This is a genomic window from Pseudoduganella sp. UC29_71 (genome assembly GCF_042693265.1).
Lineage (GTDB): Bacteria > Pseudomonadota > Gammaproteobacteria > Burkholderiales > Burkholderiaceae_D > Rugamonas.
In genome coordinates this window covers 4,401,885-4,418,967 of the sequence record NZ_CP170549.1, presented here as the reverse complement: position 1 = coordinate 4,418,967, position 17,083 = coordinate 4,401,885, and the positions used below count along the sequence as shown (strand labels likewise).

11 protein-coding genes and 2 pseudogenes are annotated in these 17,083 nt (G+C 66.3%); 9 read left to right on the top strand and 4 right to left on the bottom strand.

Annotated features, from left to right (window positions below; all coding sequences use genetic code 11):
• Positions 1-108 precede the first annotated feature (108 nt).
• The 4 genes and pseudogenes from ACFJI2_RS19580 to coaD all read left to right on the top strand — a co-directional run bounded on the left by ACFJI2_RS19580 (position 109) and on the right by coaD (position 4,871).
• On the top strand, positions 109-1,635 hold the full coding sequence (locus tag ACFJI2_RS19580) for a Do family serine endopeptidase (RefSeq protein WP_377701501.1): 1,527 nt from the start codon (positions 109-111) through the stop codon (positions 1,633-1,635).
• Positions 1,636-1,655: 20 nt separating this feature from the next.
• A complete protein-coding gene (locus tag ACFJI2_RS19575; protein ID WP_057157625.1) occupies positions 1,656-2,315 on the top strand; it encodes a response regulator transcription factor in 660 nt (219 codons plus the stop codon).
• A gap of 17 nt (positions 2,316-2,332) precedes the next feature.
• Positions 2,333-3,698 (top strand): annotated as a pseudogene (locus tag ACFJI2_RS19570) (ATP-binding protein).
• 33 nt (positions 3,699-3,731) lie between these two features.
• Complete coding sequence (coaD, locus tag ACFJI2_RS19565; protein WP_377701500.1) at positions 3,732-4,871, top strand: pantetheine-phosphate adenylyltransferase; 1,140 nt, start codon at positions 3,732-3,734, stop codon at positions 4,869-4,871.
• A gap of 115 nt (positions 4,872-4,986) precedes the next feature.
• Here the strand turns inward: coaD and ACFJI2_RS19560 are convergent, their stop codons facing one another.
• Positions 4,987-7,377 (bottom strand): TonB-dependent receptor plug domain-containing protein, encoded by a 2,391-nt coding sequence (locus tag ACFJI2_RS19560; protein ID WP_377701499.1) that lies wholly within the window; start codon positions 7,375-7,377, stop codon positions 4,987-4,989.
• 142 nt (positions 7,378-7,519) lie between these two features.
• Entirely contained in the window at positions 7,520-8,341 is an 822-nt protein-coding gene (locus tag ACFJI2_RS19555) for a PhzF family phenazine biosynthesis protein (RefSeq protein WP_377701498.1), read from the bottom strand.
• Positions 8,342-8,444: 103 nt separating this feature from the next.
• On the opposite strand from ACFJI2_RS19555, the pseudogene ACFJI2_RS19550 reads away from it, so the two are divergent.
• Positions 8,445-11,641, top strand: a pseudogene (locus ACFJI2_RS19550) (error-prone DNA polymerase).
• Between the two features lie 12 nt (positions 11,642-11,653).
• Here ACFJI2_RS19550 and ACFJI2_RS19545 read toward each other — a convergent pair.
• Complete coding sequence (locus ACFJI2_RS19545) at positions 11,654-11,920, bottom strand: putative signal transducing protein (RefSeq protein WP_107872572.1); 267 nt, start codon at positions 11,918-11,920, stop codon at positions 11,654-11,656.
• A 73-nt stretch (positions 11,921-11,993) separates the two neighbouring features.
• Here ACFJI2_RS19545 and ACFJI2_RS19540 point away from each other — a divergent pair, with 73 nt between their 5' ends.
• Complete coding sequence (locus ACFJI2_RS19540) at positions 11,994-12,431, top strand: GNAT family N-acetyltransferase (RefSeq protein ID WP_377701497.1); 438 nt, start codon at positions 11,994-11,996, stop codon at positions 12,429-12,431.
• Between the two features lie 64 nt (positions 12,432-12,495).
• Here the strand turns inward: ACFJI2_RS19540 and ACFJI2_RS19535 are convergent, their stop codons facing one another.
• Positions 12,496-12,897: a PRC-barrel domain-containing protein gene (locus ACFJI2_RS19535; protein ID WP_107873254.1), complete on the bottom strand. Its 402-nt coding sequence runs from the start codon at positions 12,895-12,897 to the stop codon at positions 12,496-12,498.
• Between the two features lie 201 nt (positions 12,898-13,098).
• On the opposite strand from ACFJI2_RS19535, the gene ACFJI2_RS19530 reads away from it, so the two are divergent.
• From ACFJI2_RS19530 to eno, 3 genes are all read left to right on the top strand, one after another.
• Positions 13,099-14,781: a CTP synthase gene (locus tag ACFJI2_RS19530; RefSeq protein WP_377701496.1), complete on the top strand. Its 1,683-nt coding sequence runs from the start codon at positions 13,099-13,101 to the stop codon at positions 14,779-14,781.
• Positions 14,778-15,632, top strand: a complete 855-nt coding sequence (gene kdsA, locus ACFJI2_RS19525) for a 3-deoxy-8-phosphooctulonate synthase (RefSeq protein ID WP_132138876.1) — start codon at positions 14,778-14,780, stop codon at positions 15,630-15,632. Before ACFJI2_RS19530 ends, kdsA begins: the two co-directional genes overlap by 4 nt.
• A 163-nt stretch (positions 15,633-15,795) precedes the next feature.
• The gene (gene eno, locus ACFJI2_RS19520; RefSeq protein WP_107872567.1) at positions 15,796-17,079 is read left to right on the top strand and encodes a phosphopyruvate hydratase; all 1,284 of its coding nucleotides are present in this window, start codon (positions 15,796-15,798) and stop codon (positions 17,077-17,079) included.
• The last annotated feature ends 4 nt before the right edge of the window (positions 17,080-17,083 follow it).

Sequence of the window (17,083 nt, the reverse complement as noted above, 5' to 3'; positions counted from 1 at the left end):
CAGCGCAGGCTGTAACCGGAAGTAACCGCTCACCATATTAAGCGGCGCCTAAGTCTCTTCCTCCATATTGGATACATCGATTAACCACATTCAATCAGGAGTGCAGAAATGCAAAAACAACCTGTTTCCGTAACCATGAAACGTGGCGTAGCTGCGCTGGCCGTGCTCGGTGCTCTGGGCGCCGGCGGTGCGGTGGTGGTGCAACAGAATAACGCCGGCGCCGTGGCCAACCAGGCGCCGCAGGCTGCCGCGCCCGCTGCCGCCGCGCCCGCCATGCCGGTCGCCGCGCCCATGATTTCCATGCCGGACTTCAGCGTGATTGCCGAACGCAATGGCCCCGCCGTGGTCAACATCAGCGTGACCGGCAGCACCAAGACCGGCTTCGACGGCGTCCAGGGACGCGGCCGCGATCCCTTCGGCGACGATCCCTTCTTCGAATTCTTCCGCCGCTTCCAGCAGCCCGGCCAGCAGCGTGGCGAGCGCTCGGTGCCCACCCATGGCGTCGGCTCCGGTTTCATCATCAGCCCCGACGGCCTGATCCTGACCAACGCCCACGTGGTGCGCGACGCCAGCGAAGTGACGGTGAAGCTGACCGACCGCCGCGAATACCGCGCCAAGGTGCTCGGCTCCGATCCGAAGACCGACGTGGCGGTGCTGAAGATCGACGGCAAGAACCTGCCGGTGGTGCCGCTGGGCCGCACCAAGGACCTGAAGGTGGGTGAATGGGTGCTGGCCATCGGCTCGCCGTACGGCCTGGAAAGCACCGTCACGGCCGGCGTGGTGAGCGCCAAGGGCCGTTCGCTCGGCCCGGAAGACAGCTATGTGCCCTTCATCCAGACCGACGTGGCCGTAAACCCCGGCAACTCGGGCGGCCCGCTGTTCAACACGCGCGGCGAAGTGATCGGCATCAACTCGCAGATCTACAGCCAGACCGGCGGCTACCAGGGCCTGTCGTTCGCGATCCCGATCGACGTGGCGACCAAGATCAAGGACCAGATCGTTACCACCGGCAAGGTGGCGCACGCCAAGCTGGGTGTGACGGTGCAGGAAGTGGACCAGGCTTTCGCCGATTCCTTCAAGCTCGATACGCCGGAAGGCGCGCTGGTGGCCAACGTGGAGCCGGGCGGCCCTGCCGACAAGGCCGGCCTGAAATCGGGCGACGTGATCCGCAAGATCAACGGCCAGAAGATCATTGCCTCGGGCGACCTGCCTGCGGTGGTGGGTGTGGCCATGCCGGGTGATAAAGTGACGCTGGAAGTGTGGCGCCAGGGTAAAGCCATCGAACTGACCGGCAAGCTGGGCAACGCGGCCGACAAGGCGAACGGCAGCTTGGCCGATGCGGCGCGCGCTGATGACGGCGCCAGCAGCAAGGTCAAGCTGGGCTTGCAGTTGCGCCCGCTGGACCCGGTCGAGAAGCGCCAGTCCGGCATCAATTCGGGCCTGCTGATCGAAGGCGCGGGCGGCGCGGCCGCTTACGCCGGCGTGCAGCCGGGCGACGTGCTGCTGTCGGTGAACGGGCGCCCGGTCAACACGGTCGAGCAGGTGCGCGACGTGATGGCCAAGTCCGAGAAGTCGGTGGCCTTGCTGATCCAGCGCGGGGATGAGAAGATCTTCATTCCGGTGCGGATCGGTTAATCAATAACAAAGGAAATACCATGCGGCTGCTGCTGGTGGAAGACGATACGATGATCGGCGAAGTGGTGCTCGACCTGTTGCGGGCCGAGCACTACGCGGTCGACTGGGTCAAGGACGGCGACATGGCCGACACGGCCCTGCAGACGCAGACTTACGACCTGGTGCTGCTGGACCTGGGCCTGCCGCGCAAGGATGGCCTGGAGGTGCTGCGCTCCATGCGCGCGCGCAAGGAAATCACGCCGGTGCTGGTGGCCACGGCGCGCGACGCGGTGGACCAGCGCATCGCCGGCCTGGACGCCGGCGCGGACGACTATGTGCTCAAGCCCTACGACCTGGACGAGCTGCTGGCGCGCATCCGCGCGCTGCTGCGCCGTTCGGCCGGCCGCGCCGATCCCGTGTTCGAGCACAAGGACGTGATGATCAATCCGCAAACCCGCGAAGTGATTGCCAACGGCCAGAACGTGAGCCTGTCCGCGCGCGAGTGGGCGGTGCTGGAGGCGCTCATTGCGCGCCCCGGCATCGTGCTGTCGCGCGCCCAGCTGGAGGAAAAGCTGTACAGCTGGAAGGATGAAGTCAACAGCAACGCGGTGGAAGTGTATATCCACGGCCTGCGCAAGAAGCTGGGCAGCGAGCTGATCCAGAACGTGCGCGGCCTCGGCTACATGGTGCCCAAGGCATGAAAGTCTCTGTCGCGTCGATGTCGCAGTCGGTGAGCAAGTCGGTGTCGCGCTCGGTGTCGCATTCGCTGCGCGCGCGCCTGCTGTGGTTCCTGCTGGCGGCCATCGTGCTGGCCGCGATGGCGCAGGCGCTGATCGCCTACCGCAGCGCGCGCAGCGACGCCGACGAGATCTTCGATTACCACATGCAGCAGATGGCGCTGTCGCTGCGTTCCGGCGCGCCGCTGTCCAACCACGCCAACGATCCTGCCGCCGATCCCGGCAACGACGACATGGTGGTGCAGGTGTGGACCCCGGACGGCGTGCAGGTGTTCCGTTCGCTGTCCCGCGCCGAGCTGCCGCAGCGCGCCGTGCTGGGCTTTTCCAATGTGCGCGTGCGCGGCGCCACCTACCGCATCTTCTCCGTGCAGACCAGCAACCAGACCGTGCAGATCGCGCAGGACATGGCGGTGCGCCAGCGCATGGCCGGCGCGCTGGCGCTGCGCACCGTGGCGCCCATCGCGCTGATGGCGCCGCTCTTGATGCTGGTGGTGTGGTGGGTGGTGAGCGGCTCGCTGGCGCCGGTGTCGCGCGTGCGCAAGCAGGTGGCGGCGCGCCAGGCGGACGACTTGTCGCCCGTGTCCGAGAACGATTTGCCGGACGAGGTGAGGCCGCTGGTGCACGAGCTGAACCTGCTGTTCGGCCGCGTGCGCACCGCCTTCGAGGCGCAGCAGCACTTCGTGGCGGACGCCGCGCACGAGCTGCGCTCGCCGCTGGCCGCGCTCAAGCTGCAGGTGCTGAGCCTGGACCGCGCCGAGGACGCGGCCGCGCGGCGCGGTGGCCGTGGGCCGCCTGACGGCCGGCATCGAGCGCGCCACGCGGCTGGTGGAGCAATTGCTGGTGCTGGCGCGGCAGGAGTCCGGCGGCGCCGAGCAGAAATTCGACAGCGTCAACCTGGCCGACCTGGCCAAGCGCACCCTGGGCGACATGGCCGGCGCGGCGCAGGCGCGCGACATCGACCTGGGCTTGCCGCGCGCCGACGAGGCCAGCGTGGCGGGGCAGGGCGATGCGCTGCTGATCCTGCTGCGCAACCTGATCGACAACGCCATCAAGTACACGCCGCCTGGCGGCACGGTGGACGTGGAAGTCATCCAGGGCGAGCGCGGCCCGGTGCTGTGCGTCGAGGACAGCGGCCCCGGCATTTCGCCGGAGGAGCGCGAGCGCGTGTTCAGCCGCTTTTACCGCGTGCCGGGCAGCGCCGCCGGCGGCAGCGGGCTGGGACTGGCCATCATCAAGGCCATCGCCGAACGGCACGGCGCCGCGCTGGTGCTGGGCCAATCCGGGCGCCTGGGCGGTTTGCAGGTAAAAGTTGAGTTTCCCGCAACAGGAAAGGCTGCGCCCGGCTAGAATGTCGTTTTGACCTCGGCAGTGGAGCGGCGCATGAAGAAAATCGGCTTTTCGGGCACCCTGGACCCGATCACCAACGGGCATATGTGGGTGATAGGGGAGGCGCGCTCCATCGCGGACGAGGTGGTGGTGTTCCTGTCCGAGAACTCCACCAAGCAGCCCAAGTTCTCGGCCGAGCAGCGCAAGGCCATCATCGCCGAGAGCTGCGCCGAGCGCGGCTGGGACAATGTGCAGGTGCAGATCGTGAAAAGCGACTACACGGCGCGCGTGGCCAAGAAGCACGGCATCGACTACCTGGTGCGCGGCATCCGCACCACGGCCGATTTCGACTACGAGAACCTGATCCAGCAAACCAATGTGGACGTGATCGGCGGCGCCAAGACGCTGTTCGTGATGCCGCCGCGCGACCTGGGCTCGGTCAGCTCCAGCTTCGTCAAGGCGCTGGAAGGGCCGGTGGGCTGGAACTGGACCATGAAGAACTTCGTGCCGGCGCCGGCCTACAAGGCGTGGATCATCAGCTGGCTGCGCAAGGAATGGGACGCGCTGTGGCAGTCCGGCGCGGCCGCCGCCGCCCGTGCCGCCAATGCCGACGCCTGGTTCGAACGCCTGACCGGCGCCGGCGCCTACGGCGGCGCCGAGCGCCACTACCACAACCTGGACCACCTGGTGCACGGCCTGGCCGAAATCCGCACCTGGAGCGCCAACGTCGGCCCGTCCAAGCGCGACGCCGACATCGTGCGCGCCGCCTTCTGGTTCCACGACGCGGTGTACGACCACGGCGCCGGCGGCGGCGTCTCCAACGAGGAAGCCAGCGCGCAGCTGTGGCTGTCCAGCGGCCTGGGGCCGGACATCGCGGACGACGTGGCCGCGCTGATACGCTCGACCGACCACTTCCAGAGCGCCGGCGTGGCGCACCCGCTCAAGGAAACCATGCTCAGCGTGGACCTGGCCATCCTGGGCCAGGCGGAGGAGGTCTACCGCCACTACACGCAAGGCATCCGCGCCGAATACCGCCACGTCTCCGACGACCGCTACGCGCTGCAGCGCGGCCAGGTGCTGACCTACCTGCGCCACAAGGCCGAAGCCGGCACCCTGTTCGGCGACCCCTTCTTCGCCGACCAGTACAACGCCCAGGCCATCTTCAACATGAGCGACGAGATTTCAGCGCTGTAATTCGACTGCTTGTTAGCGCCGGGACCGGGGCGACGCGGCGCTGGATCAAGGCGCGGGGCATGAAAAAACGCCCGGCGCATGGCTGCGGCGGGCGTTTCGGGCTAGGCGGGGAGGCTTAGAACTTGACCCACAGGCGGCCGAAGTAGGAGGTGCCGTTCAGGCCGAACTGCACGCTCTCGTACTTGAAGCCGTTGTCGGTTTCGTTCGGGTCCTGCACGCTGGGATGCACGTTGAAGATGTTGCTCGCACCGAAGGTCAGCTTGGTGTTCTTGTTGAAGCTGTAGGTGAAGCCCACATCGGCCGAGGTCTTCGGCGCGTAGTGCTGGTTCGGCACGCCGGCCGCGGTGCCGCTCCAAGTGCCCAGGGTCTGCGGGCCGAAGTGGATGATCTTGAAGTCCGTCTCCAGCGCGCCGGTGGTCAGGTCGAAGCCCAGCGTGGCCTTGCGGCGCGGGCCGCCTTGTTCCAGGAACAGGCGCTCGCGCTCGGACAGCAGCACGTCCTCGTAGCCGTTCAGCGCGGCCGGGGCGTGGATGGCGTCCACTTCGGTTTTGCCGAAGTTCATGGCCAGGAAGGTGGTCAGCTTGTTGCCGGCGATCGCGCCGCGGTGCGAGGCGGTCAGGTCCAGGCCGCGGGTCTTGGTGTCGACCGAGTTGACGAAGAACTGCGCGCCGCCCACGCCCAGCGTGGCCAGCTTGGCCGCCAGCGCAGGGTAGTTGCTCTCGTCGAACAGGCCGGACAGCACGATGCGGTCCTTGATCTTGATCTGGTACAGGTCGGCCGTGACGGACAGGGCGCCGGTCGGCGTCCACGTCGCGCCCAGCGTGAAGCTGCGCGACTTCTCTTCCTTCAGCGGCGGCAGGCCGGCCAGCTGGCCCACGGCGCCCACGGCCGGGGTGATCGAAATATCGGTCGGCTTGCCGCCCACGAAGTCGGTGTAGGTGGACGAGAAGTGCGCCTGCTGCAGCGACGGCGCGCGGAAGCCGGTGCTGGCCGAGCCGCGCAGCAGCATGCCGTCGGCCACGCTGTAGGAACCGGCCAGCTTGCCGGTGACGGTGGAGCCGAAGTCGCTGAACTTCTCGTAGCGCACCGCGCCCTGCAGCTTGGTCTTCTTGTTCAGGTCCGCTTCCAGGTCCAGGTACAGCGCAGTGCTGTGGCGGCTGGAATTGGTGGCGTCGCCCGGCTGGAAGCCGGGGAAGCCCTGGCTGCCGGCATTGCCGCCGCCGGGGCCGTCCGCGTCGATGTAGGAACCCGGCTCGCCGGCGAAGATCTTGTAGGTCTCGCGGCGATATTCGGCGCCGAAGGCCACGTTCATGCCGTCGCCCATCATGCCGTCGAAGTAGCGGCTGGCGTCGGCGTTGGTGGTCAGCTGCTGGAAGGAGAAGCCGCCCGCGTCGAACTGGCTGGGGCTGATGCCCTTGTTGGCCGGCAGGTTGGCGATGGACGCGTTCAGCGTGTTGCTGATGTTGTACTTCAGGCGGTTGTAGCCGTAGGTCTGCGAGATGTCGGTGTTCCACTCGCCCACTTTGCTGCGGTAGCCGATGATGCCGTAGCGGTCGTCCAGGTCGCCGTTGATGAAGGGCACGAAGCCGTTCGGGTACATGGCGGCCGAGTTGCGGCTCGGCACGTCGTCCACGCCGTCGCGCGCCCAGGCGCCGCTGGAGGCGTCGCGCTGCTGCAGGCCGGCCGTGAAGTAGAACTTGCCGCCGGCGCCGGCCGGGATTTCGCCGTTCACATACACGGTCTGGTTTTGCGACTTGGAGTCGCCGATGGTGCGCGGGTTGCCCGGTTCGGCGCGGTTGGAGCGGCCGCGGTCCAGGTATTCGCCGGTGATGCCCACCGTGCCGCCGGCCATGGCGAAGCCGCAGTAGGCCGAGGCCAGCCAGTTCTTGCCGTCGCCGGCCGAGTACTGGCTGTAGCCGACCGACGATTCGCAGCCGACGTTTTTCTTCAGGCCGATGTCCATCACGCCGGCGATCGCGTCCGAGCCGTATTGGGCGGCGGCGCCGTCGCGCAGGATCTGCACGTCCTTGATGGCCATGGTGGGGATGGTGTTCATGTCGGTGCCGGTGCTGCCGCGGTTGCGCGCGCCGAAGATGTTCACCAGCGCGGCCGTGTGGCGGCGCTTGCCGTTGATCAGCACCAGGGTCTGGTCCGAGCTCAGGCCGCGCAGCGCGGCCGAGTCCACCAGGTCGGCGCCGTCGGCGCCGGTCTGGCGGGTGGAGTTGAACGAGGGCGAGATATAGGTCAGCGTCTGCGACAGGTCGAATTGGGCGCCTTGCTCGGCCACCTTGTTCATCGGGATCACGTCGACCGGCACCACGGTGTCGGTGGCGGAGCTGGTGGCGCGGCGCGAGCCGACCACGTTGACGGACTGGATGGGGGCGGCGCTGGCGCTGGTATTGGCCTCGGCGGTCTGGGCATGGGCGGCCGGCGCCATGGTCGCCAGGGCGGCGGTCCCGTACAGGCTGACGAGAACGGCGCGGCGGAGGGCGGTAATTGTGGGCACGTGTTTCTCCAGATGAAAGATTTCGCTGATTTTATAGGTCGGCGAAGCCATCTGAAAGTTACGCGCTGTAACTTGTTTCAATTTTCGCACACATACACTATTTCTATTGTGTTCGGCAAAAAATGGTGTATGTGGCATGTTTTCATGCTGGGACGGGCGGCAGGAAGTCGGCCGCGCCGCCGATTAATATGTGTTCGCCGTCCAGTTCGGTGCGCAGCACGCAGGGCTGGCCGACGTTGGCGCCCTGGTGCAGGGTGATGGCGCGGCCCAGGTGTACCGTCAGCGCGCCGGCCGCCACGCCGGTGGCGCTGTCTTCCAGCGCCGGGTCCAGGTGGTTGAAGTTGCGGCCGTCGAGACTGCCGTCTGCGCGCCGCGCATAGGCGTAGCAACCGCTCACTCCGTGCTGCTGGCTCCAAGCGGCGATGCGCGCCAGGTCGGGCTGCAGCGCCTGCAGGGCGGCGCTGTCGGGCAGTTCCAGCAGCAGCTTGGGGCTGCCGACCGAGGCGATGGCCGGCGGCGACGCCAGCCGCAAGCCCGCGCCCTGGTCCGGGCCTGCCTGGCCGAGCAGGGCGGCCGGCAGTTCCGGTGCGATGGACACCGCCGGCGCCGGCTGGCGCTGCAGGCGTACGAACACGTCCGCGCCGCGCTCGGACAAGTGCAGCAGCTGGCCGCGCATGGCGGTGCGCACTGTCAGCGGCGCGCCGTGTTCGCGCAGCAGCACGCGCGCCGCCGCCAGCGTGGCGTGCAGGCACAGCGGGCTGCGCGTGTGCGGATAAAAATAGTCCAGCACGAACGGCGCCTCGCCGGCTGCTGCGCCGATAAACACGCACGCGCTGCGGTTCTGTTCGCGCGCAAACGCCTGCCGTTCCGCCTCCCCGGACGCGTCCCCCAGCACCACCAGTGCCGCATTCCCCTCGCCGGGGCGGCTGCCAAAGCATGTCAATTCATGGACGGTGCGTTGCATGTTGTAGACCGGAAAGTTGCTGGGCCGAATAGCATAGCCGACCCTGTCCACGCGTGCACGATGCGCGTACAATACTGTGTTTATGTACAGTATGTTTTGAGCCATGCCGCCCCCCAATCCGTCGCCAGCCAGCAGCTTGCCAGCCTATGCGGAGCTGTTTTGCCTGACGAACTTTTCATTTTTGCAAGGCGCCTCGCATGCCGAGGAGCTGGTCGAGCGCGCCTTGCAGCTGGACTATGCCGCGCTGGCGATCACCGACGAGTGTTCGCTGGCGGGCGTGGTGCGGGCGCACGGGGCGGCCAAGCGCGCCACCGGGGAAGAGGCGCCGCCATTCCCGCTGCTGATCGGCAGCCATTTTCATTTAAGCAAGCCGGACGGCTCGCACGGCCTGTCGCTGCTGGCGCTGGCCACCAACCGCAACGGCTACGGCAACCTGTCCGAGCTGATCACGCTGGCGCGCATGCGCGAAGGCGTGGTCAAGGGCAGCTACAAGCTCTACCTGGACGACATCGCCGCGCCGCAGCCGGCCCAGGCGCACCTGAAGGGCTTGCCGGACTGCCTGCTGATCCTGCTGCCGCGCTACCCGTCCGACCAGCCGGAGGACGTGGACACCCTGCACTTGCAGGCGGCCTGGATGGCGGCCCAGTTCCCGGGCCGCGCGTGGATCGGCCTGAACCTGCTGCAGCACGCTTTCGACGAAGCGCACCGCATGAGCATAGACGAGGTGGCCTGGCAGCACGGCTTGCCGGTGACGGCGGTGGGCAATGTGCGCATGCATGTGCGCTCGCGCAAGCCGCTGCTCGACACCCTGACCGCCGTGCGCGTGGGCCGCCCGGTGGGCGAGTGCGGCTACGAGTTGGCGCAGAACGCCGAGCAGCATCTGCGCTCGCGCCTGCGGCTGGCCAACCTGTACCCGCGCGCCGCGCTGGACGAGACCTTGCGCATCGCGTCGAAGTGCACGTTTTCGCTGGACGAGCTGCGCTACGAATACCCGCACGAGCTGGTGCCCGAAGGCCACACGCCGGCCAGCTACCTGCGCCAGGAAACCTATATCAGCGCGCAGACGCGCTACCCGCACGGCATGCCCGAGCCGGTGCAAAAGCAGGTGGAGGAGGAACTGGAGCTGATCGCCGAACTGGGCTACGAGTTCTATTTCCTCACCGTGTACGACATCGTGCGCTATGCCCGCTCGCTGGGCATCCTGTGCCAGGGGCGCGGCTCGGCGGCCAATTCGGCCGTGTGCTACTGCCTGGGCGTGACCGAGGTCGATCCCGCGCACAGCAAGCTGCTGGTGGGCCGCTTCATTTCGCGCGAGCGCGCCGAACCGCCGGATATCGACGTGGACTTCGAGCACCAGCGGCGCGAGGAAGTGATCCAGTACATCTACACCAAGTATGGCCGCCACCGCGCCGCGCTGGCCGCCACCGTCATCTGCTACCGGCCCAAAAGCGCGCTGCGCGACGCCGGCAAGGCGCTGGGCGTGGACCTGGCCATCGTGGAGAAGGTGGCCAAGTCGCACCGCTGGTTCGACAGCAAGCAGGACTTGCTGGCCCGTCTGGGCGAAAGCGGGCTGGACCCGGAATCCAGGCTGGCGCACCAGTGGGCCACGCTGGCCTACCAGTTCCTCGGCATGCCGCGCCACTTGTCGCAGCACGTGGGCGGCTTCGTCATCGCGCAGGACAAGCTGTCGCGCCTGGTGCCCATCGAGAACGCCAGCATGGAAGACCGCAGCGTGATCCAGTGGGACAAGGATGACCTGGAGGAACTGGGGCTGCTGAAGGTGGACGTGCTGGCGCTGGGCATGCTGTCCGCGCTGCGCCGCTCGCTGGACCTGATCGGCGAGCGGCGCGGCATGCTGTTCCGCATGCAGGACATCCCGCGCGAAGACCCGCAGACCTACGACATGATGTGCGAGGCTGACACCATAGGCGTGTTCCAGATCGAGTCGCGCGCGCAGATGAGCATGCTGCCGCGCCTGCGGCCAAGGAAGTTTTACGACCTGGTGGTCGAGGTGGCGCTGGTGCGGCCGGGGCCTATCCAGGGCGGCATGGTCACCCCTATCTGCAGCGCCGCATGGACCCGACGCTGGTCGAGTACCAGCCGCGCCTGGAAGAAGCGCTCAAGCGCACCCTGGGCGTGCCCATTTTCCAGGAGCAGGTGATGCAGATCGCCATGATCGCGGCCGACTTCACGCCGGGCGAGGCGGACCAGCTGCGGCGCGCCATGGCGGCCTGGAAGCGCAAGGGCGACATCGACAAATACCAGAAGAAAATCGTCGAAGGCATGGTGCGGAACAAATACGACAAGGAATTCGCCGAAGCCATCTGCCAGCAGATCCAGGGCTTCGGCGAATACGGTTTCCCCGAATCGCACGCGGCCAGTTTCGCGCTGCTGACCTACGCCAGCTCCTGGGTCAAGTGCCACGAGCCAGCCGCCTTCCTGTGCGCCTTGCTCAACAGCCAGCCGCTGGGCTTCTACGGCCCCTCGCAGCTGGTGCAGGACGCCAAACGCCACGGCGTGATCGTGCGGCCGGTCGATGTCGCCATCAGCTGCTGGGACTCGGCGCTGGAAGAGGAGGCCGGCGCGCGCGGCCAGCCGGCGGTGCGGCTGGGCTTTTCCGTGCTACGCGGCATGCGCCCCGACAGCGCGGAACGGATCGAGCAGGCGCGCGCCGTGCGCGGCTTTGCCAGCGTGGCCGACCTGGCCCGGCGCGCCGACCTGGACCGCCACGACCTGCAGGTGCTGGCGGCCGCCAACGCGCTCGAAGGCCTGTCCGGCAACCGCCGCCAGGCCTTGTGGGAAGCCGCCGGCGCCGTGCCCGACAAGGACTTGCTGCGCCCCACCGAGCCGGACGAGGAAGCGCCGCAGCTGCGCCCGCCCAGCGAAGGCGATGACATCGTCAGCGACTACCGCGCGCAGGGGCTGACCTTGCGCCGCCACCCGCTGGCGCTGCTGCGCCCCACGCTGCTCGATCACCGCTTCATGCCGGCATCCACGCTGAACACCTACCGCAACGGCCAGCTGGCGCGCGGCTGCGGCATCGTCACCGTGCGCCAGCGGCCCGGCACGGCCAAGGGCGTGCTGTTCATCACCATCGAGGATGAAACGGGGAATGTGAACGTCATCATCTGGCCCGCGCTGGTGGAGCAGCAGCGCAAGGAAGTGCTGGGCGCCCAGCTGCTGGGCGTGTACGGCGTGTGGCAGCAGGAAGGCATCGTGCGCCACCTGGTGGCCAAGCGGCTGGTGGACATGAGCCACCTGCTGGGCAGCCTGCCCACCGTGAGCCGCGACTTCTGCTAGCCGTGCTTTCTGCTAACGAGGCGGCCCCACGTCCGCATCCTCGGCCAGCGCATACTCGCCGCGCTCATAGGCCGCCAGCGCCTCGCGCGCCTTGTACATGAATTCGTCCGGCACCAGGATGCGCGCGCCGCCGATAGCCGGCGCCCACAGCAGGTTGGCCTGCACCAGCTGGTCGTCGCACACCACGGCCGGCACCCCGGCCGCCACCAGGCAGCCGCACACCAGGTGCGCCTCGGTTGGAATGAGGAACTGCGCGATGATGCGGTAGTCGTTCTCCATGCTGCCTCCTGGCTGCTTGCGGGATGCCTTCACTATACCGATTCTGGCACAATGCGGCATGGAAAAAATGCTAATGCGTAAAGCAATACGGGAAGACGCCGTGGCCATCAGCGCGCTGATCAATGAGCTGATGCCGTTCATGACCTTGCAGCCCGACGGCGCGGGCGCCGAGCCGTTCATGATGAGCATGTCGCAGGGCGCCATCGAACGCTACGTGATCGGCGAGGAATACCAGTACTGGACCGGCTGGCTGGAAGGCGACCTGGCCGGCGTGGTGGCGCTGCGCCACGGCACGCATCTGTTCCACCTGTACGTGGCCCGGCGCTATCACGGCCAAGGCCTGGGGCGGCAGCTGTGGGAAACCGCGCGCGCGGCGGCGGCCGGGCAGGCGGTGACGGTCAACGCCTCCGTCTATGGCATGCCGATGTACGCGCATTTCGGTTTCACCGCCACCGGCCCGCGCGTCGAGCAGCACGGCATCGCCTACGTGCCGATGCGGCTGGCGCCGTAGGCCGGTCCATGCAAAACGCGCCCGTCAAAGCGGGCGCGTAGCTCAGGGCAGGGTGGCGGCGGGCTTAGCGCGCGGTGGTGCCGTAGTAGTTGTGGATCTCGGTGGCCCAGGCCTGGTTGGCCATGTTGGGCCAGTGGTCGGTGTCGAAGCCGGGCGCGTTGTCGATGCGCTCCTTGTCGATGTTCAGCGTGAAGCGCTTGTTGACCGTGTCCAGCGTCAGCGCTTCCCACGGCACCGCGAACAGGCGCTCGCCGAGCGTGAACACGCCGCCGCTGGCCATCACCGCATAGGCGATCTTGCCGGTGCGCATGTCCAGCATGATTTCCTTGATTTCGCCCAGGTGCTCGTTTTTCAGGTTGTGCACGTGGTCGCCGATCAGCGTGTCGGCGCCCATCAGTTCAGGGCCGGGACCCTTGTGGCCCCGGTCTACATACATGCCGTAGGCATCGCGTTCTTCGTAGCTCATGTCGTCCTCCTGTTGGAAAAATGTCATTATCCTGCAAGCATGCGGACGCCTCTGTACGCTGACCAACACTGGCGGCAATCTTGCCGTTTTGTTCAGGCGGCCCCGGCCGTCGGGGGATATTTCCCGCCGGGATGATGAAGAAATGCGCAATTTGCGCTATAATTTCAATTTCCCGCACGTGCCGTTCGGCACCGACCCGCAATGACCAAATATGTCTTCGTCACCGGTGGCGTTGTGTCTTCCCTTGGTAAAGGGATAGCCGCCGCCTCCCTCGCCGCGATCCTCGAATCGCGCGGCCTCAAAGTCACCATGCTCAAGCTGGACCCTTACATCAACGTCGATCCCGGCACGATGAGCCCCATGCAGCACGGTGAAGTCTTCGTTACCGATGACGGCGCTGAAACCGACCTCGACCTCGGCCACTACGAGCGCTTCATCTCCACCCGCATGAAAAAGGTGAACAACTTCACCACCGGCCAGATCTACGAATCGGTGATCCGCAAGGAACGCCGCGGCGAGTACCTGGGCAAGACCGTGCAGGTGATCCCGCACATCACCAATGAAATCCAGGACTACATCCGCCGTGGCGCGGAAGGCTACGACGTGGCCCTGTGCGAAATCGGCGGCACCGTGGGCGACATCGAGTCGCTGCCCTTCCTGGAAGCGGCACGCCAGCTGAGCCTGCGCGCCGGCCGCAAGAACACCGCCTTCGTGCACCTGACGCTGGTGCCCTACATCGCTTCGGCAGGCGAGCTGAAGACCAAGCCGACCCAGCACTCGGTGCAGAAGCTGCGCGAAATCGGCATCTCGCCGAATGCGCTGCTGTGCCGCGCCGACCGCGCCATTCCGGAAGACGAGCGCGCCAAGATCTCGCTGTTCTCCAACATCGAAGAGCGCGCCGTGATCTCGGTGTGGGACGTGGACACCATCTACAAAGTGCCGCAGATGCTGCACGACCAGGGCCTGGACGCCATCATCTGCGAAGCGCTGGACCTGAACCCGGCCCCGGCCGACCTGTCCATGTGGAGCAAGCTGATCTACACGCTGGAGCACCCGAAAGCGGAAGTGTCGATCGGCATGGTCGGCAAATACGTGGAACTGACCGAGTCGTACAAGTCGCTCACCGAAGCGCTGCGCCACGCCGGCATCCACAACGAATCCAAGGTCAACATCGAGTACATCGACTCGGAAGAGATCGAGACCACCGGCTGCGCCGAACTGGCCAAGTACGACGCCATCCTGGTGCCGGGCGGCTTCGGCAAGCGCGGCGTGGAAGGCAAGATCATGGCGGCCCAGTTCGCCCGTGAAAACAAGATCCCCTACCTGGGCATCTGCCTCGGCATGCAGGTCGCGCTGATCGAATACGCGCGCCACAAGGCCGGCCTGACCAACGCCAACTCCACCGAGTTCGAGCCGACCACCGACCAGCCGGTCGTGGCCCTGATCGACGAGTGGCAGGGCCTGGACGGCAAGGTGGAAAAGCGCGACGAGAAGTCGGACCTGGGCGGCACCATGCGCCTGGGCGCGCAAGCCTGCGCCGTCAAACCGGGCACGCTGGCATCGGAAATCTACGGCAGCGTGGTGACCGAGCGCCACCGCCACCGCTACGAAGCGAACAACCACTACCTGGGCCGCGTGGAAGCGGCCGGCCTGGTGGTGGCGGCACGCACCCCGACCGAAGACCTGTGCGAAATCATGGAACTGCCGCGCAGCGGCGAGAACGCGCACCCATGGTATATGGGCGTGCAGTACCACCCTGAATTCAAATCGACCCCGCGCGACGGCCACCCGCTGTTCACGTCCTATATCAAGGCGGCGCTGGCGCAAAAAGCGTCCAAGGGCCTGCATGCGGTTGAAAACCAGCTCCAAGGAGATGCAGCATGAAACTGTGCGGATTTGACGTAGGCCTCGACCAGCCATTCTTCCTGATCGCCGGCACCTGCGTGATCGAGTCGCGCCAGATGGCGTTCGACGTGGCCGGCGCGCTGAAGGAAATGACCACCGAACTGGGCATCCCCTTCATCTACAAGTCGTCCTTCGACAAGGCGAACCGTTCGTCGGGCACCTCCTACCGTGGCCCGGGCATGGAAAAAGGCCTGGAGATCCTGGGCGACGTCAAGCGCGAGCTGGGCGTGCCGGTGCTCACCGACGTGCACACCATCGAGGAAATCGACGTGGTGTCGTCCGTGGTGGACGTGCTGCAGACCCCGGCCTTCCTGTGTCGCCAGACCGATTTCATCAACGCCTGCGCCGAATCGGGCAAGCCGGTGAACATCAAGAAGGGCCAGTTCCTGGCCCCGGGCGACATGAAGCACGTGATCGCCAAGGCGCGCGCGGCGGCTGCCGCCAAGAACCTGCCTGAAGACAATTTCATGGCCTGCGAACGCGGCGCCTCCTTCGGCTACAACAACCTGGTGTCCGATATGCGCTCGCTGTCCATCATGCGCGAAACCGGCGCCCCGGTGGTATTCGACGCCACCCACTCGGTGCAGCTGCCGGGCGGCAACGGCGCCTCCTCGGGCGGCATGCGCGAGATGGTGCCGGTGCTGTCGCGCGCGGCCGTGGCCGTGGGCGTGGCCGGCCTGTTCATGGAAACCCACCCGACGCCGGCCACCGCGCTGTCGGACGGCCCGAACGCGGTGCCGCTGGGCCGCATGAAGGAACTGCTGTCCGTGCTGATCGAGCTGGACCGCGTGACCAAAAAAGCTGGCTTCCTGGAAACTAGTTTTAACTAAGCTCCACAGGCATGAATACCGGGCGGGCCGGGCGTATAGAACACATACGCCTGGCCCGCTTCCACATCCGGCCGCCGTCTGTTACCCTTGCTGCAATTTTGCGCGGCGAACGCGAGTGCGGGCCGCGCCAGCAACAGTTTTGCTTAAACTTTTGGAGTATGAAATGAGTGCTATCGTAGACATTATCGGCCGCGAAGTGATCGATTCGCGCGGCAATCCAACCGTCGAGTGCGACGTGCTGCTGGAATCGGGCGTGATGGGCCGTGCGGCCGTGCCGTCGGGCGCGTCCACCGGTTCGCGCGAAGCCATCGAGCTGCGCGACGGCGACCCGAAGCGCTACTTCGGCAAGGGCGTGCTGCAAGCCTGCGAAAACATCAACACCGAAATCTCGGAAGCCATCATGGGCCTGGACGCCAATGAGCAAGCTTTCCTGGACCGCACGCTGATCGACCTGGACGGCACCGAGAACAAGTCGCGCCTGGGCGCCAACGCCATGCTGGCCGTGTCCATGGCCGTGGCCAAGGCTGCCGCCGAAGAAGCCGGCCTGCCGCTGTACCGTTACTTCGGCGGTTCGGGCGCCATGCAGATGCCGGTGCCGATGATGAACGTGATCAACGGCGGCGCGCACGCCGACAACAACCTGGACATCCAGGAATTCATGATCATCCCGGTCGGCGCACCGACCTTCAAGGAAGCCATCCGCTACGGCGCCGAAGTGTTCCACACGCTGAAGAAGATCCTGCACAAGAAGGGCCTGAACACCGCCGTGGGCGACGAAGGCGGCTTCGCCCCATCGCTGGCCAACCATGAAGAAGCGATCAAGCTGATCATCCAGGCCATTGAAGAAGCCGGCTACGAGCCGGGCACCCAGATCGCGCTGGGCCTGGACTGCGCTGCCTCCGAGTTCTACAAGGACGGCAAGTACCAGCTGGACGGCGAAGGCATGAGCCTGACCGCCGTCGAGTTCACCAACCTGCTGTCGACCTGGTGCGACAAGTACCCGATCATCTCGATCGAAGACGCGATGCACGAAGGCGACTGGGAAGGCTGGGGCATCCTGACCGCCGCGCTGGGCAAGAAGGTGCAGCTGGTGGGCGACGACCTGTTCGTCACCAACACCAAGATCCTGAAGGAAGGCATCCAGAAAGGCATCGCCAACTCCATCCTGATCAAGATCAACCAGATCGGCACGCTGACCGAGACCTTCGCCGCCATCGAAATGGCCAAGCGCGCCGGCTACACCGCCGTGATCTCGCACCGCTCGGGCGAAACCGAAGACTCGACCATCGCCGACATCGCCGTGGGCCTGAACGCGCTGCAGATCAAGACCGGTTCCATGTCCCGTTCGGACCGCATGGCCAAGTACAACCAGCTGCTGCGCATCGAGGAAGACCTGGGCGACATCGCTTCCTACCCGGGCCGTGACGCGTTCTACAACCTGAAGTAATAGC

Excerpts from the sequence above, each read along its gene's own strand:
- ACFJI2_RS19580 (WP_377701501.1), top strand. The coding sequence starts at position 109 with ATGCAAAAACAACCTGTTTCCGTAACCATGAAACGTGGCGTAGCTGCG.
- ACFJI2_RS19575 (WP_057157625.1), top strand. The coding sequence starts at position 1,656 with ATGCGGCTGCTGCTGGTGGAAGACGATACGATGATCGGCGAAGTGGTG.
- coaD (WP_377701500.1), top strand. The coding sequence starts at position 3,732 with ATGAAGAAAATCGGCTTTTCGGGCACCCTGGACCCGATCACCAACGGG.
- ACFJI2_RS19555 (WP_377701498.1), bottom strand. The coding sequence starts at position 8,341 with ATGCAACGCACCGTCCATGAATTGACATGCTTTGGCAGCCGCCCCGGC.
- ACFJI2_RS19545 (WP_107872572.1), bottom strand. The coding sequence starts at position 11,920 with ATGGAGAACGACTACCGCATCATCGCGCAGTTCCTCATTCCAACCGAG.
- ACFJI2_RS19540 (WP_377701497.1), top strand. The coding sequence starts at position 11,994 with ATGCGTAAAGCAATACGGGAAGACGCCGTGGCCATCAGCGCGCTGATC.
- ACFJI2_RS19535 (WP_107873254.1), bottom strand. The coding sequence starts at position 12,897 with ATGAGCTACGAAGAACGCGATGCCTACGGCATGTATGTAGACCGGGGC.
- ACFJI2_RS19530 (WP_377701496.1), top strand. The coding sequence starts at position 13,099 with ATGACCAAATATGTCTTCGTCACCGGTGGCGTTGTGTCTTCCCTTGGT.
- kdsA (WP_132138876.1), top strand. The coding sequence starts at position 14,778 with ATGAAACTGTGCGGATTTGACGTAGGCCTCGACCAGCCATTCTTCCTG.
- eno (WP_107872567.1), top strand. The coding sequence starts at position 15,796 with ATGAGTGCTATCGTAGACATTATCGGCCGCGAAGTGATCGATTCGCGC.